Source organism: Paenibacillus allorhizosphaerae (genome assembly GCF_042659105.1).
Taxonomy (GTDB): domain Bacteria; phylum Bacillota; class Bacilli; order Paenibacillales; family NBRC-103111; genus Paenibacillus_G; species Paenibacillus_G allorhizosphaerae.
Window position 1 is genome coordinate 1 of record NZ_JBHSRV010000021.1, and the last position, 15,844, is coordinate 15,844.

At 50.4% G+C, this 15,844-nt stretch carries 18 protein-coding genes, 1 rRNA gene and 1 riboswitch; of the genes, 17 read left to right on the top strand and 2 right to left on the bottom strand.

The window, feature by feature from the left end; all coding sequences use genetic code 11:
• Positions 1 to 99: ribosomal RNA gene (rrf, locus tag ACFQI7_RS33755) — 5S ribosomal RNA — on the top strand; the annotation flags it as partial.
• A 68-nt stretch (positions 100 to 167) separates the two neighbouring features.
• Here the strand turns inward: rrf and ACFQI7_RS33760 are convergent.
• On the bottom strand, positions 168 to 698 hold the full coding sequence (locus ACFQI7_RS33760; protein ID WP_218102518.1) for a hypothetical protein: 531 nt from the start codon (positions 696 to 698) through the stop codon (positions 168 to 170).
• 185 nt (positions 699 to 883) lie between these two features.
• On the opposite strand from ACFQI7_RS33760, the gene ACFQI7_RS33765 reads away from it, so the two are divergent.
• The 10 genes from ACFQI7_RS33765 (at position 884) to rsmI (ending at position 8,318) form a co-directional block, all read left to right on the top strand.
• A complete protein-coding gene (locus tag ACFQI7_RS33765) occupies positions 884 to 1,087 on the top strand; it encodes a sigma factor G inhibitor Gin (protein WP_218102519.1) in 204 nt (67 codons plus the stop codon).
• 99 nt (positions 1,088 to 1,186) lie between these two features.
• Positions 1,187 to 2,668, top strand: coding sequence for an aminotransferase class I/II-fold pyridoxal phosphate-dependent enzyme (locus tag ACFQI7_RS33770; protein ID WP_218102520.1), 1,482 nt, complete (start codon positions 1,187 to 1,189; stop codon positions 2,666 to 2,668).
• 61 nt (positions 2,669 to 2,729) lie between these two features.
• Complete coding sequence (tmk, locus tag ACFQI7_RS33775; protein ID WP_218102522.1) at positions 2,730 to 3,368, top strand: dTMP kinase; 639 nt, start codon at positions 2,730 to 2,732, stop codon at positions 3,366 to 3,368.
• Between the two features lie 108 nt (positions 3,369 to 3,476).
• Positions 3,477 to 3,806 carry a cyclic-di-AMP receptor gene (locus ACFQI7_RS33780; RefSeq protein ID WP_218102523.1) on the top strand — a complete coding sequence of 110 codons (330 nt, stop codon included), beginning with the start codon at positions 3,477 to 3,479 and terminating at the stop codon, positions 3,804 to 3,806.
• An 18-nt stretch (positions 3,807 to 3,824) separates the two neighbouring features.
• Positions 3,825 to 4,271, top strand: a complete 447-nt coding sequence (locus ACFQI7_RS33785) for a YaaR family protein (protein WP_218102524.1) — start codon at positions 3,825 to 3,827, stop codon at positions 4,269 to 4,271.
• A 45-nt stretch (positions 4,272 to 4,316) separates the two neighbouring features.
• Positions 4,317 to 5,294: a DNA polymerase III subunit delta' gene (gene holB, locus ACFQI7_RS33790; protein ID WP_218102525.1), complete on the top strand. Its 978-nt coding sequence runs from the start codon at positions 4,317 to 4,319 to the stop codon at positions 5,292 to 5,294.
• Between the two features lie 2 nt (positions 5,295 to 5,296).
• Positions 5,297 to 6,100: a PSP1 domain-containing protein gene (locus tag ACFQI7_RS33795; RefSeq protein WP_218102526.1), complete on the top strand. Its 804-nt coding sequence runs from the start codon at positions 5,297 to 5,299 to the stop codon at positions 6,098 to 6,100.
• Positions 6,101 to 6,146: 46 nt separating this feature from the next.
• Positions 6,147 to 6,512 (top strand): DNA replication initiation control protein YabA, encoded by a 366-nt coding sequence (gene yabA, locus ACFQI7_RS33800; protein WP_218102527.1) that lies wholly within the window; start codon positions 6,147 to 6,149, stop codon positions 6,510 to 6,512.
• 73 nt (positions 6,513 to 6,585) lie between these two features.
• The gene (locus ACFQI7_RS33805) at positions 6,586 to 7,398 is read left to right on the top strand and encodes a tRNA1(Val) (adenine(37)-N6)-methyltransferase (protein ID WP_218102605.1); all 813 of its coding nucleotides are present in this window, start codon (positions 6,586 to 6,588) and stop codon (positions 7,396 to 7,398) included.
• 32 nt (positions 7,399 to 7,430) lie between these two features.
• On the top strand, positions 7,431 to 8,318 hold the full coding sequence (gene rsmI, locus ACFQI7_RS33810) for a 16S rRNA (cytidine(1402)-2'-O)-methyltransferase (RefSeq protein ID WP_218102528.1): 888 nt from the start codon (positions 7,431 to 7,433) through the stop codon (positions 8,316 to 8,318).
• 203 nt (positions 8,319 to 8,521) lie between these two features.
• Here rsmI and ACFQI7_RS33815 read toward each other — a convergent pair whose 3' ends face one another.
• Entirely contained in the window at positions 8,522 to 8,776 is a 255-nt protein-coding gene (locus tag ACFQI7_RS33815; protein WP_218102529.1) for an AbrB/MazE/SpoVT family DNA-binding domain-containing protein, read from the bottom strand.
• Positions 8,777 to 9,167: 391 nt separating this feature from the next.
• On the opposite strand from ACFQI7_RS33815, the gene ACFQI7_RS33820 reads away from it, so the two are divergent.
• The 6 genes from ACFQI7_RS33820 (at position 9,168) to yabG (ending at position 15,702) form a co-directional block, all read left to right on the top strand.
• Positions 9,168 to 10,451, top strand: coding sequence for an HD domain-containing protein (locus tag ACFQI7_RS33820; protein ID WP_218102530.1), 1,284 nt, complete (start codon positions 9,168 to 9,170; stop codon positions 10,449 to 10,451).
• A 57-nt stretch (positions 10,452 to 10,508) separates the two neighbouring features.
• The gene (locus ACFQI7_RS33825; RefSeq protein WP_218102531.1) at positions 10,509 to 11,276 is read left to right on the top strand and encodes a TatD family hydrolase; all 768 of its coding nucleotides are present in this window, start codon (positions 10,509 to 10,511) and stop codon (positions 11,274 to 11,276) included.
• A gap of 225 nt (positions 11,277 to 11,501) precedes the next feature.
• Positions 11,502 to 11,727: riboswitch (cyclic di-AMP (ydaO/yuaA leader) on the top strand.
• Positions 11,728 to 12,047: 320 nt separating this feature from the next.
• Positions 12,048 to 13,181 carry a 3D domain-containing protein gene (locus tag ACFQI7_RS33830; RefSeq protein WP_230415609.1) on the top strand — a complete coding sequence of 378 codons (1,134 nt, stop codon included), beginning with the start codon at positions 12,048 to 12,050 and terminating at the stop codon, positions 13,179 to 13,181.
• Positions 13,182 to 13,284: 103 nt separating this feature from the next.
• Positions 13,285 to 13,842: a ribonuclease M5 gene (rnmV, locus tag ACFQI7_RS33835; RefSeq protein ID WP_218102532.1), complete on the top strand. Its 558-nt coding sequence runs from the start codon at positions 13,285 to 13,287 to the stop codon at positions 13,840 to 13,842.
• Entirely contained in the window at positions 13,835 to 14,758 is a 924-nt protein-coding gene (gene rsmA, locus ACFQI7_RS33840; protein ID WP_329958286.1) for a 16S rRNA (adenine(1518)-N(6)/adenine(1519)-N(6))-dimethyltransferase RsmA, read from the top strand. Before rnmV ends, rsmA begins: the two co-directional genes overlap by 8 nt.
• A gap of 68 nt (positions 14,759 to 14,826) precedes the next feature.
• Positions 14,827 to 15,702, top strand: coding sequence for a sporulation peptidase YabG (gene yabG / locus ACFQI7_RS33845; RefSeq protein ID WP_218102533.1), 876 nt, complete (start codon positions 14,827 to 14,829; stop codon positions 15,700 to 15,702).
• Positions 15,703 to 15,844: the final 142 nt, after the last annotated feature.

Below are 15,844 nucleotides of genomic sequence, written 5' to 3' on the forward strand. Positions count from 1 at the left end.
AGGGAACCACGCGTACCCATCCCGAACACGAACGTTAAGCCTTCCAGCGTCGATGGTACTTGGACCGCAGGGTCCTGGGAGAGTAGAACGTCGCCAAGCAACAAGAAGAGCCTCATTGGAGAAATCCAGTGAGGCTTTTTTGTGACTGTGGAACGGAGAACGTCCCGCTATTGCTCATAGCAGGACGTTTCTTTTTTATTCAATCGAATGTAGCCTTCCGATATGTATTGGCGCATGCGATAAAATATGACAAACCGCGGTACCATGATCCACAGATGAACAAAAATGATGTGCGATAATACATTAGAAGAGGTCCAGGGATAAAAGCAGCACATAATAACCAGTGTCATCCAAAACAATTGCAGATGTATGCTGAAAAGTTTGGAGAACGAGATGTAGCTTCCCGGTATAACTCCGAGCCATGGTTGGTCCAAAGACCAAAGCCAGTCTCGCGGTGCCCGGCCTTCCTTCATTTTATAGAGCAAACGAATAAACAAGGAGTGAACGATCGGTAATGCCGCCATGCCGAGCAGAAGCGGCAGCACCGAGTAGCCCAGCAGCAGATCGAGAATGAGCAAGCAACCCGGTAACGCCCAAATGATCCAAACGATGACCGGATTATGATATACTCTTTTAAGCAGGCGATAGTTGTAAATGGTAGAATTTTTGGAAAGAGATTTGTCATTCAACGGTTTCAAGCGATCTAACCTCACCTTTTCGTTCCAAAGTGACTTGCAGTACAATACATATATCGGACAAGGCCGAAAAAAACATAAGCGTCAATGCACCGGATAAGCCCTATTTACATAAAAATAGTTTAGGACGTTTATAGCAGAGCATATACGGACATACTGGTAGAAAAGAAGAATAGAGGTGAATCGACATGGGCGATGCGCTGCAAAACGATTTAGCTCCAGCTCCTTCCTGTATCATTTGCGGTCAAGCAAAAGAACAAGGCATCATGATTATATCGGAATTCATATGTGAGGATTGCGAGACGGAAATGATAAGAACGGACGTCAGCGATGTAAAGTATCCTTTTTTTATACACCAAATGAAGCAGATTTTATATAAAAAAAATGCATAGATGTATGAGATAAGAAGCCCCTTTTATCCAACAGGATGGAAGCGGGCCGTTTTGTTTGATACAATAAAGCAAATTATCGAAAAAGGGTGAAATTTCATAATGAGAAGTACGAAAGCCCCCTTGTTCGAGCGGCTAAAAGCACATCATGATGCGGATGTCGTCAGCTTTCACGTACCGGGGCATAAATCGGGATCGAAAGGCTACGGGGAGGCCGAGCGGTATTATCACCATCTGTTGAAAATAGATTTGACTGAAATTCCGGGGCTAGACGATCTGCATCATCCGGAAGAGGCGATAGACGAGGCGCAGAAGTTGGCAGCCGAGTGCTTTGGGGCGGAACAAACGTGGTTTCTTGTTGGCGGCAGCACATCGGGTAATTTGGCGATGATCATGGCGGTTTGCCGGCGGGGGGATGTGCTGCTGGTCCAACGGGACGCGCACAAGTCGGTGCTGCACGGATTGATGCTGGCAGGAGCGAGGGCCGTATTTGTCACGCCAAGGATTTGCGAGCAAACGGGACTGCGGCTCGGCGTTCATCCGGAAGAGCTTATAGAGGCGTTGAGACGATATCCCGAAGCGAAAGGACTGTTCGTTACAAGTCCAAGCTACTATGGGACGGCGGCAGATTTGAAAGCACTGGCACAGCTGCTTCACGCTCATGACAAGGTGCTGCTGGTAGATGAAGCGCACGGCGCGCATTTCGGATTTCATCCGGCGCTGCCCGAACGTGCTATGACGGCTGGAGCCGATGCGGCGGTACAATCCACGCATAAAATGTTGTCGGCAATGACCATGGGAGCCATGCTGCACGTGCAGGGAGAACGGGTTCAGCGCAGTGCCATCGGGAAGTCGCTTGCGATGATTCAGAGCTCCAGCCCGTCCTACCCGATTATGGCGAGCCTGGATATCAGCCGGAGAATGATGCAGGAGCAGGGCGCAGCGCTAATGGAACAGGGGCTTCTGACGGTAAAGGAAAGCATAAACCGAATCAGGCAGCAAGACCGTTTTCGTGTTGTTGAGAGAAAAGGGGAGCTAACGTTCGATCCGTTCAAAGTGTTGATATATGATTCCGCTGGACTTATGGATGGCTATGCGCTAAAGGAAGCATTGGAACAACGAGGCTGTTTCCCTGAAATGGCAGATCCGGATTATGTGCTGTTGGTGTTTAGTTTGTCCAGTAAGCCGGAGGATGCCCACCGGTTAAGCGAGGCGTTGGCAGACATCGCCCGCACTTGCGATGCGCCAGGGCGAGCGAATCAAGTGGCGATCGTCCGTCCCCGCGGACAAAGCTACTGGGAGGAATCAATCTCGCATCCGGTTGCATTTGATTTGAGTGCACTGGCGAATGAGGAAGGCGATATCGCATACATGCAGATTGCTGAATGCGCCGGCCATACGGCTGCGGAAATGATCGTTCCCTACCCGCCGGGCATTCCTGTTCTGCATCGGGGTGAGCTTATCAGCCCTTCGATGGCAGCTTATCTGAAGCGGCTCGCCGAAGGGGGTTCCAGGTTTCACGGACACGATCTTGCGGCGCAACGAACCGTTCCGGTATTCCCGGATCGGATTGCTCCGGCGTGATATGCAATTTTGTGGTATAGTGGTATTGTAAACGTTTAAGCAGAACAGGAGTCTAGAAAACGTGCGAAACGGTCTTTTTATTACGGTGGAAGGCGGAGAAGGTGCGGGAAAAACTTCCGCGATCCGCGTCATCATAGAACAAGTAACGAAAAACGGATATGAAGCGGTATCCACACGCGAACCCGGAGGCATTCCGATCGCGGAACAAATCCGCTCCGTCATTTTGGACAAAAGCAACACCGCCATGGATGGACGCACGGAGGCTCTATTGTATGCTGCCGCCCGAAGGCAGCACCTGGCGGAGAAGGTCATTCCGGCTTTGCAGGCGGGGAAGGTCGTCGTATGCGACCGCTTTATCGACAGCAGCTTGGCCTATCAAGGATATGCGCGTGGACTCGGAATGAATGAAGTATGGGCTGTGAACCGTTTTGCGATCGGAGACTGGATGCCTGATCTAACGATTTATATGGACGTTCGCCCCGAAACCGGACTGGCTCGCATCCGGGCCGATCAAAGCCGGGAAGTGAATCGGCTCGATCTGGAATCGCTCGATTTTCACGAAAAAGTAAGAGAAGGCTATGCGAAGGTGATAGCGATGTTCCCGGAGAGGGTCATTCGCGTCGACGCCGAACAACGACTGGAGACGGTGCTGGAACAAATTAAAGAAATTTTGAACCAAAGCCTACTCAGACGAGTATAATAATTTTACCTATATTATTGAAGGAATTTTTCGACTTTTTGTCTAATTAGTACACGTGGCAACCGTAGGAAAAGGTAGTTAATCCTTTAGAAACGAGGAGGCTGGGCTATGAAGCTGGTTATTGCCGTTGTGCAGGATAAGGACAGCAACCGCTTGTCGAATGCGCTGATTAAAGAGGGCTTTCGGGCGACCAAATTAGCAAGTACTGGCGGCTTTTTGCGGGCGGGAAACACGACGTTTCTGATCGGTACGGAAGATGACCGGGTGAATGAAGTGCTTACGGTCATTAAGTCGAACTGTAAAATCAGAGAGCAAATGGTCACACCCGTTTCTCCTATGGGAGGAACAACGGACTCCTATATTCCATTCCCGGTTGAGGTGCAGGTCGGTGGTGCCGCGGTGTTCGTGCTTCCGGTGGAACGGTTCGAACACTTCTAGAAGAGAGGACTGTCGTCTGTGAAAATAAACCCCGGTTGGCGCCCTCTCGGAAAAGAACTGATCCGAAACGAGAGCTTGTCATCCCAGCAGCTTGGGCAAAAATCGTTCTCCGACATGATGCTGAGCCAGCATGAGAGGGCAACCCGGGAAGAGCTGCAGCAAAGCCTGCTTCAAATCGACCAGCAGGGGCAGCGGCTTGCCAAATCGATGACGGTTCGCGAGCTGCGGCAGTATAAGCTGCTCGTAAAGCGGTTTTTGGAGGAAACCGTCCGCCGCGGGGTACAGCTGAGGGAAACGCGCGGTTGGGATCGCCGCGGGCGGACGAAGCGGTATAAGCTGCTCGAGGAGATTGATCTTGAACTGCTCGGCATGGCCGACGAGATGCTGGAATCGGAGCAGGGACGAATTGACCTGCTGCAAAAGATCGGCGAGGTTCGCGGCATGCTGATCAATTTGTTCTTCTAGCTAGCCGGTTAACGGACCGCGCGGGCAGCAGAAAGGAACGCAATCATGTCTTTTCAATCGATAGCCGGTCAAGACCGAGTCAAACGTATATTGCAAAACAGCTTGAGGTCGGACAAAGTATCGCATGCCTATATATTTACCGGACCTTCCGGAACCGGGCGAAGAGCGATGGCAAAAGAGTTTGCCAAGGCCATTTACTGTCAGGTGCTGGAGGATGATGCTTGCGGGGAATGCTTGAACTGCCGCAAGGTGGAGCACGGCAATCATCCGGATTTGCATTGGGTCGTACCCGACGGGGCGTCGATCAAGATTGAGCAAATCCGCGAGCTGCAGCAGCAGTTCGCCTACCGTGCTTCCGCGTCGGGTACGAAGATGTATGTGCTGGAGAAGGCGGAGACGATGACAGTGCAGGCTGCCAACAGCCTGCTCAAATTTTTGGAGGAGCCGGCATCCCAAGTCGTGGCGATCCTCATTACCGAGAACGGACAAGCTTTGCTGCCTACCATTCGCTCTCGTTCTCAATGGATTCCTTTTGTGCCGATGGCGCGGAGTGCCATGACGGAAGCGCTGCTGAAAGAAGGGCATCCGTCCGCTTTAGTGCAAATTTCCGTGCAGTTGGCGGCCGGAGTCGACGCTGCTCGCGCGTTAATGCAAGGAAATGGGTTTGCAGAACTCCGAAACCTAGTGATACAATTAACGAAGGAGAGTCTCAGCCGGTTGCCTTCAGCGCTGCTCACCGCACAGCAGAAGCTGACGAAGGGGGAGCTCTCGGAGCATCTTGTAACATTTTTGGACATGCTTATCTTATGGCTCAAGGATATGGTACAGCTTAGCGTTGGAAACCGAGAGTCACTTATATATAAGGATCAAACGGACTGGATGGCCCAGCAGGCAATGCTGTATCCGACGCATCATTGGATTGCATGCATGGAACAAGCGATAGAGACGCAGAAACGACTGCGTTTTCATACGAATCCCCAGCTAGCGCTGGAAAAACTACTAATGCGGCTCAAGGGGGTGTAGGGTTGTTCTCTGTTGTAGGGGTCCGCTTCAAGAAGGCGGGGAAAATTTATTACTTCGACCCGAGCGATTTACCGGTAGACAAAGACAGCAGCGTCATTGTGGAAACCGCGCGCGGCGTCGAATACGGGAAAGTCGTGATTGGCCGCCGAACGGTAGGCGAAGCCGATGTCGTGCTTCCGCTCAAAAAAGTTATTCGCATAGCGGATACGCAGGATGCGCAGCTAGTCGAAGATAATAAGCAGGCGGCGAAAAACGCGTTTGCCATATGTCAGGAGAAAATCAGGGATCATCAGCTGCGAATGAAGCTGGTTGATGTTGAATATACATTTGACCGGAACAAAATTATTTTTTATTTCACCGCGGAAGGACGAGTCGATTTTCGCGAATTGGTGAAAGATTTGGCCAGCATATTCCGGACCCGGATCGAATTGCGCCAAATCGGCGTCAGGGATGAAGCCAAGATGCTCGGAGGCATTGGTCCTTGCGGACGCATTCTTTGCTGCTCCTCGTTCCTCGGCGATTTTGAGCCCGTGTCCATCAAGATGGCCAAGGATCAAAATTTGTCGCTCAATCCGACAAAAATTTCCGGTTTATGCGGGCGGCTGATGTGCTGTCTCAAATACGAGCACGACAATTATGAAAGCGCGAAAGACGATTTGCCACGCGTAGGCTGCGAAGTGATTACATCGTTCGGTAACGGACGGCTGATTTCGCTCAATGTGAACGAACGTACGGCGAAAGTGCAAGTATTCGAATTGAAGAAAGTAATGGATCTTCCATTGGATGACGTGGTAGAGCAGCATTAAGGAGGCAATCGATACGGACAAGCTGCTTACACTTTGGGGTGAGAGCGTGGATAAAAGAGATATATTCGTACAAATTGATCAGATGGAAGAGCAGATGGGCGCTTTATATACCGAGCTTGGCGAAATTAAACGGCAAATTATCGAATTGCTTGAGGAAAACAAGCGGCTCAGTATAGAAAACGGTCAACTGCGTAAGCTGTTAAAGAAAGATTCCGCACCGGCTGCTCCTTTATTGCAAGCGGCTTCGGGCGGTGCAGCCGTTTCAACGGCTCAAGGCAGAGAACCTACAGGGGAAGGCTACGACAATCTTGCGCGTATTTATCAAGAAGGCTTTCACATCTGTAATGTTAATTACGGCCATCTGCGGATGGAAGGCGATTGCTTGTTCTGTATGTCATTTTTAAATAAATAACAACCGGCCGTAGGGAAGCGAACCTTCTCTACGGTTTTTTTCAGAGCAATAGGTTGGATTCGAAATGCATCTAATGAAGTTTTGTGAATCAGAAAGAGGCGAAAGCTTGGAAACGATACCTTTACATGCATCTGAGCGGGTTGACGACCTGCTCACGCAGCAATTGAAAATCATTCAAAGCGAGGAAGTATTCAGCTTTTCCTTGGATGCCGTACTGCTGGCGCGGTTCTGCCAACTGCCGCCTCGCGGCAGGATTGCCGACTTGTGCACCGGCAACGGCGTCATTCCGCTGCTGTTGACAACGCGCACGAAAGCGCATATTACATGTGTAGAAATTCAGGAACGGCTCGCGGATATGGCCCATCGCAATGTAAGGCTGAACGGATTGGAAGAGCGGATCACGGTCGTACACGGCGATCTTCGCGATGCAGTCAGGGACCTGGGAAACGGCGTATTCGATGTGGTCACCATCAACCCGCCGTATTTGCCAGTACCGAGCGGCGAACAAAATGAAAATTTGCATGTGGCTGCAGCAAGACATGAAGTATTCTGTACGCTGGACGATGTCGTTCGCGTCAGCAGCAGGCTCGTCCGCAGCGGCGGACGGGTGGCCATGGTTCATCGGCCGAGCCGGCTTGTCGAAATCTTCGCTGCGATGCGGGAGCATCGGCTGGAGCCGAAGCGAATCCGCTTTGTTCATCCCCGCGCCGATAGCGAAGCCAATATGGTGCTGATCGAGGCGCTGCGCGACGGGAAACCGGAAGTGCGGCTGCTCCCGCCGCTGATCGTTTACAAGAACGGGACCGAATATAGCGACGAACTCATCGAGATTTATTACGGCAAACGTGAAGCTCTTATAGATGAAGAAATGGCACGACGCGATTGATCATGATTACATAGTAAAGGAAACGATGCATATTGATTATTCAAAAAAGCTATGTTGAGCCTTCGGGGGGAGCCACGGCTCTCGGCAAGCTGTATTTGGTCGGAACCCCCATCGGCAATTTGGAAGATATGACGTATCGTGCGGTTCGAGTGCTGCGGGAAGTGCAATGGATCGCCGCGGAGGATACGCGTCAAACGCGCAAGCTGCTGACGCACTTCGACATTGGGACGCGACTCGTGAGCTATCACGAGCATAACAAGAACGCCAGTGGACCGGAACTCATCCGGCTGCTTCAGGCAGGCGACTCCATCGCGCTGGTCAGCGATGCGGGGCTGCCCGCGATCTGCGATCCTGGAGAGGATCTCGTACGGATGGCGGTGGACGCCGGCATCGCCGTCGTGCCGATTCCGGGGGCGAATGCGGCGCTGTCCGCATTGATCATCTCCGGCTTGCCGACAGACCGGTTCGCCTTCGTCGGCTTCCTGCCCCGCGACAAAAAGCCGCTTGAGCGCGAGCTCGGTACGCTGAAGCGCGAGAGTGGCACTTGGATCTGCTACGAGTCGCCACACCGGCTTGTGAAAATGCTGTCGGTGATGGCCGAAGTGTTGGGCGAAGACCGGGACATTTGCCTTGTGCGGGAATTGACCAAAAAGTACGAGGAAGCCGTTCGCGGCACGATCGCAGAGTGTCTCGAGCATTTGGATGAACATCCGCCGCAGGGCGAATATTGTGTCGTAGTGCGCGGCGGCCTGGCTTCGGAGGATCAAGCGGAAGCCGCCTGGTGGATGGGCCTGACGCCGGAGCAGCATGTGGCGAAGTACGAGAGCGAAGGCGTGGACCACAAGGAAGCGCTGCGGAAAGCCGCTCACGATCGGGGAGTTCCGAAGCGGGAGCTGTATAATTTGCTGCATCGCGAATAAACGCGGATGTTCCGGATCCGGCCGTATACCCACCGGCTTCAGAGGGCATACTCCGACGGAAAGGAAAGCGGATTGGATAAAGCAGGGCGCCGAACGTTACAAAAAAAATCCCTGACTCATGTCGAGTCAGGGAATAGAGGAGATATGAAAAAGGTTAGAATTACCTTAGTTAAAATTGCTATCTTTATTATAACCTATTTTTTTTATTTTGTCACAGGTATTGGCATTTCCGTTAGGCATTCATGGCAAACAATTTTTCCTTTGAAGTACGAAACGTTTTCTGCGTTGCCGCAGAAGATACATGCAGGCTCATATTTCTTCAGCATGATGCGTTCGCCGTCTACGTAAATTTCCAAAGCGTCTTTTTCTCCGATGCCCAGCGTTCTGCGCAGTTCGATAGGAATAACGACACGTCCCAACTCGTCGACCTTTCTAACAATACCAGTAGATTTCATCATAATGATATTCCCCTCTCATGAAGTTATGCGGAGCAGCGAATCGCTACGAAAAAATTAATCGTCATTATTCGACATAATTCTTTATACATATGATACCAACCATTCCCAAAATAGTCAACCATATTTTCATAGATTTATTTCATGACGTTCACCAAGAAAAACGAAAGTGTCATGCAATAGCGCGCCAGAACACGAATTTCCCCCGTTTCTTCGCGATTTTTCCGATTGAAAATATACTACATGGATCGATTTCTTGGTAAAATATAACGAAAGATGGTATTTTATTAAGGCTAAAAGTACGACATTATTCGACAAGTATGTGAACGTTCCATGACTTTCTTTGTCGAAAAACAACGGAATGAAACAAATCGGGTTTCGGAGGAAGATGCAGATGACAACCCCCTTGCACGAAGAAAAAGTTTTCAAAGATCCGGTACACAAATATATTTACGTGCAGGATCAAACGATTTGGGATTTGATTAATACAAAAGAATTTCAACGATTGCGGCGCATTCGCCAGTTAGGCACATGCTTTCTGACTTTCCATGGCGCGGAACACAGTCGTTTTTCCCATTCGCTTGGGGTATATGAAATCACCCGCAAAATCATCTCGCAATTTGAACGCAACGCGTATGTAGACTGGCCGAAGGAAGAACGATTGCTGTGCCTTTGTGCCGCGCTTCTGCACGATGTCGGACACGGGCCGTTCTCCCATTCCATCGAAAAAACGTTCGGTACGCATCATGAAGAATGGTCGTGTCGAATTGTGCTGGGCGACACGGAAGTCAATCAAGTTCTGCGGCAAGCTTCGCCTACCTTTCCCCAGCAGGTTGCCGGTATTATTGCCAAGACATACACCCACGAAATCGTCGTCAGCCTTGTATCCAGCCAGTTGGATGCGGACCGGATGGATTACTTGCTGCGCGATGCTTATTTTACAGGCGTCAATTATGGCACTTTTGATTTGGAGCGCATTCTTCGCGTCATGCGTCCTTATCAAGGTCATATTGTCGTGAAAGAAAGCGGCATGCATGCTGTGGAAGATTACTTAATGTCGCGCTATCAAATGTATTGGCAGGTCTACTTTCATCCTGTCACCCGAAGTGCTGAAGTCATTTTGCACAAAATTTTTCAGAGAGCGAAGCACTTGTATGAAAGCAGCTACTCGTTCCGCTTCATGCTTCCGCCTCTACTCAACCTGTTTAATCAAGCATTGACGGTGGATGATTATTACTTGCTGGACGAAGCCTTGATGCAAACAGCTTTGATGCAATGGTCCATGGAAGAGGATCGGACTTTGGCCGACTTATGCTCCCGTTTTTTGCAGCGGCGATTGTTCCAATATATAACGCTGGAGCGGATCGACGACGGGCAAATGGAGCGGCTCCGAGCCCAATTAGAACGGTTCGGCATCGATCCGGCATATTATCTGGAAATTGATTTTCCGTCCGATCTTTCCTATGATGTATATCGACCCGGTGTGCACGATGAAAAATTGCCCATCCTGCTGCTCGATTCCAAAGATCGTCTTACTGAAATTTCCAGAAAATCCGAGATCGTAAGATCGATCAGCGGCATCCACATGGGAAAATACCATCTGTATTACCCACAGGAGTTCATTACGAAACATCTTTCTCAATTTGACCCGGATTTGCAAAAACTGCTCTCAACTTAAATGATTTTCCTTCCTTTCCAAGATGATTATCAAATAGAAGACAAAAGGAGTCGCTTTATGCTCATAGATACGCATGCACACTTGAATGCGCCTCAGTTCGATGAAGATCGACAACAGGTCATCGAACGCGCGCAGCAGAACGGAATTCGTCGAATTATCAATGTCGGTTTTAACCGGGAAACGATACCGAGCTCCATTGCGCTGGCCGAGCAGTACGATTTCATCTATTCTACGGTTGGCTGGCATCCGACGGATGCCAAAGATATGCTGCCTGAAGATCTGGAATGGCTCGAGTCGCTTTGCCGGCATGAGAAAGTGGTGGCGATCGGCGAGATCGGCCTCGATTATTATTGGGACACGTCCCCCAAAGACGTGCAGGATCGGGTATTCCGGGAGCAAATCCGGCTGGCCCGCAAAGTCGGAATGCCGATTGTCATCCATAACCGGGACGCCCATCACGATGTGGTGCAAACGCTCCGAGAAGAAAAGGCGGCGGAGGTCGGCGGCGTCATGCATTGCTATTCCGGAAGCTGGGAGACGGCGAAGCTGTGTCTGGATATGAATTTTTACATTTCATTCGGCGGACCGGTTACGTTCAAAAATGCCAGGCAGCCCAAAGAAGTGCTTCAACACGTGCCGCTCGACCGCTTATTGATTGAGACGGACGCGCCTTATTTGGCCCCGCACCCTTACCGCGGCAAGCGAAACGAGTCTTCCTACGTCCGTCTTGTTGCCGAGACTGCGGCGGAAATTAAGGGAATTTCGGTAGAGGAGCTGGCGGAGATCACAACCCGAAATGCGATGGCTTTTTTTCGCTTAAAGTGAAAAAAGGTGCCGATGGGGACGGCCTGTTTTTTGTTCGACTGAAGATAAATGAAGAAAAACGATGAAAAATAGATGTGCGGAAAAGAAATATAAGGTTTTTATTCGGAAAAACAATGAATAATGGTGATTTCGGCCAAAATTCACTCTAATTTTTCGAGTTTGTATACTTTACAACTTCTACCTTCCCATCGTAAACTCAATAATAACTTCATAACGATTACCATATTTCCAACTTCGCTGAGTTTCCAAATGGGAAACGGGGGAACCGCATTGCATGCTGTTTGGCTTCGGCCGGCGGCAGCGGTGTAAAATAGGGGTGAATCCCAAGTGCATGCAGATGCACTGGTTGACAACGAATACCGGTATTCCGGCTATTCATTGCAACATGGGTAGGGCGACTCTCAAGTCCGAATCCGTCAGCTAACCTCGTAAGCGTTAAGAGAGAGGTAAATTGTCGTGTGCTTCTATTTTCATTTGAACAAATGAGAAAAGTCACGGGAAGAGCCCTCTTCTCCGCTGACTTTTTTTTGTGTTTCCCCGTTAGATGGGATAAAGGTCCGAGCCGGTTCATAAACATGTGTCCCAAGGAGGTGGGGCTGCAGGCAAGTCGCAGTTCTGATGACACCGGACGGAGGTTGCTGCAAACTGTAACGCAGCGATGCGCTACTCGGAAGCAGCGTTGGTGTGGAGCCAAACTAAATTACCATAGTCGCGTCAGATCTACTCATGCAAAACACTCGGGTGGCGAGGCTTTGAAGGAGGACCGAACTAGTGGGCGTTGTGTCAACGGAACAAACCCATGTAAGACGATCATCCAGCATGTCCTTCGCATTGCGATGGAAGCATGAAAACTTGCGTATGATATCGATTATTGCACTCATTTCATTCGCGATGGCTTTCATGTTTTTAATGATGTTGTATGGTACGGCCATTAAGCGCGTATCGGTAGTTGTAGACGGCCAGGAGAAAACATTTCAAACCCGGCACGGGAATCTGCAACGAATACTGGATGAACAAGGCATTGCTGTCGGCGAGCACGATCATCTGTCTCACTCCCTGGCGAGCGCGATCAAATCGGGAGAGCGGATTATGATTGAACGGGCGAAGCCGGTAGAGCTTACCGCCGATGGAGAAACCAAAACGGTATACACGATCGGTAAAACGGTGGGAAGTGCGCTGCAGGAACTAAGCATTTCTTTGGGCGAGCTTGATAAAATAACCCCTGCGATCGATGCGCCTTTGCCGGAAAATGATAAAATTCAAATTGTACGGGTGAAGAAAGAGACGGAAGAAGTAACGGAACCGATTGCATTTGAAGTTGTCAAACGCAACGAACCGCAGCTCTTGAAAGGTAAAGAACAAGTAGTTCAGGAAGGGCAAGAAGGCGTCTTGCTCAAAACGAAGGAAAAAGTGTTTGAAGACGGCGAATTGGTGTCTGAACAGGTAGTTGACGAGAAAGTCCAATCGGAAAGTATAAAAAAGATTGTTGCGATCGGCACGAAAAACCCGGTAACGGTGTTGTCGGCCTCGTCGCCCACTGTGGATGAAATATCGAAAAATGGAGTGACCTTTGCTTACAAGCAGGTCATCAATAATGTCACGCTTACCGCTTATACCGCTGGTTCCACAGGAAAAGGAACCTCGCATCCGGGATTCGGTAAGACGGCTACAGGTACGACAGTAACGGAAGGTCGCACGATTGCAGTAGATCCAAAGGTCGTTCCTTTGGGTTGGTGGGTTTATATCGATGGTATCGGATTCCGCAGAGCGGAGGATACGGGTAGCGCTATCAAAGGAAACGTCATGGACGTTTATTTCGAGAGCAATACGTATGCGAACCGGTTCGGATTGAAGCGCGGGTATACCGTGTATGTCATCGGACCGAAGAAGCCGACAACCGATTAATGACTTGCAATTAGGGCAGACTCATAATATAGACGAGAAGGAAAGAAGAGGTGCGACACGTTCCTCTTCTTTTCTGCTGTTAGCGAAAGAAGGTAAGTATGGTATGATTAAGGAAATCATTGTCGTTGAAGGAAAAGACGATACAACGGCCGTGAAACGGGCTGTCGAAGCCGAGACGATCGAAACCGGCGGGTCGGCGATCAACAAAGATGTGTTGAAACGGATCCGATTGGCGCAAGAGCGCAGAGGCGTCATCGTCTTCACCGACCCGGACCACGCGGGGGAACGGATCCGCAAAATCATTTCGAAAGAAGTGCCCGGCTGCAAGCATGCTTTTTTGACCCAGGAAGCGGCGACGAGCCGCGGAGATATCGGCGTGGAGAACGCATCCGTAGAAGCGATTCGCGAGGCGCTTGAGAATGTGCGCACCGATTATCAGTCGGCGGAAGCCCAAATTTCATGGGAAGACCTGATGGAAGCTGGACTCATCGTCCATCCCGAGGCGGCCGCCCGAAGAATGATGGTCGGCAAATATTTAGGAATCGGCTATTGTAACGGAAAACAATTTTATAACCGCTGCCGCATGTTTCAGATTTCGCAGGAAGAGTTTCTGGAAGCGTGCCGTCCGCTAGCGGAAAATGAGGGTACAAATCATGACTAGAGATCACATCCATGGACAGACGGAACGGGCGGTGCTGGAAGATATCGCGACGCCCAAACGAACCAATGACCTGCTTAAAAGGCACGGATTCGTGCTGAAAAAAAGCCTCGGACAAAATTTTCTGATTGATCCGAACATCTTAAACAAAATTGTATCGGCCGCAAATCTGGATGCAGCAAAAGGCGCCCTTGAGATCGGTCCGGGCATCGGGGCGCTGACCCAGCAGCTCGCGAAAGTCGCTAAGCGCGTCGTAGCCGTTGAAATCGACCAAAGGCTGCTTCCGCTGCTGCAGGAGACGCTGGAAGGCTATCCTCACGCTGCGGTTATTCACGGCGATGTGCTGAAGATCGATTTGAAGAAGCTGTTTGACGAGCATTTTCACGAAGTTGCCCGCGTGAGCGTTGTAGCCAATTTGCCGTATTACATTACGACTCCGATCATTATGATGCTTTTGGAACAAAAGCTGCCTTTGGAGAACATCGTCGTGATGATCCAGAAAGAAGTGGCCGAGCGCATGGCGGCAAAGCCCGGCGGCAAAGAATACGGCAGCCTCAGCATTGCGGTTCAATATTATTGCGAGCCGGAGATCGTAACGGTTGTGCCGCGTACCGTCTTTATTCCTCAGCCTAACGTGGATTCGGCCGTCATCAAGCTGAAAGTGCGCGAACGCCCACCGGTTGACGTCGAGGACGAATCGTTTTTCTTTGATGTCGTGCACGCGAGCTTCGTTCAACGAAGAAAAACCATCTATAATAATCTCGCCTCCAAATTTTTCAGCAAGGAGACGAAGAGTGAGCTGGAGCATATTTTGCACGCTGCAGGGATCGAGCCCTCCCGCCGCGGCGAAACGCTGTCAATTGAAGAATATGCCGTTCTAAGCCGGCATCTGAGCCAGGCTTTGAGAGGAAACGGCTAGCCAAAACAAGTGTTCCTTGCACCATTTGCCCATCGTCGCCATACGATAGACGAGGAGGCGATGCAGCTATGAAGCAAGGAGACTTGGTCACTCGCAGATCGTATGGCGGTGACATTGTTTTCAAGATTCAAGAGATAAGACAGCAATATGCGGTGCTCCGCGGTGTGGAGCTTCGGCTGCTCGCGGACGCTCCGCTCTTGGACCTGGATGCCTTACCGCAGCGGGACCCTTTCCAATATGTGGCGGCGGCCAGCCCGCAATGGCTGGATTCGCTCAAGCGTTCTGCGGTTGTTCCGCCGATGCCCGCCGTTCCTGCAAATCTGCAGCCCGACATGGGCGAGAAAATAAAGATCAGGCCGGTTTATTTTGATCTCCCCGGAAAAGTGCTTCATTTGGACGGCGACCCGTTTTACTTGCGCAAATGCATGAATCTGTACAGCGAACTGCGAGTCCCGGCCGAAGGATATTACGTAACCGAAGCGAGTATGGCCGACGCCCTGTATCGCTTGCTTCCGCAAACCCAACCGGATATCGTTGTGATTACGGGGCATGACGGCATTCTGAAGCATCGAAACGCCGGCGATATTTCACAGCTGAGCAGCTATAAAAACTCACATAACTTTGTAAATGCAGTCCGCATTGCCAGACAATATGAGAAAAACCGCGATGTACTGACCGTGATTGCGGGAGCCTGCCAATCCCACTTTGAAGCGCTCCTGCACGCAGGAGCGAATTTCGCCAGTTCTCCGGCCCGCGTGCTCATTCATGCGCTCGACCCGCTCTGCATTGCGGCGAAAGTGGCCTATACACCGATTAAAGAGACGGTAAACATCGTCGATGTCATCGGCTTGACACATAGCGGATTGGAAGGGCTAGGCGGTGTCGAATCACTAGGAAGCTACCGTCGCGGCGTACCCAAAATGCAATATTCGACCCTCACTTAAGCGCCGAAAGGTGCTTTTTTCTTTTTCCAAATGTTACCAATGTGAAGAAATGGTGAACGAAACCTTACTTTACTCCCCCCCTTTCTACATAATATGAGGAAATATCCCGTTGACAATGGGTTTGTACGGCTGATATAATATT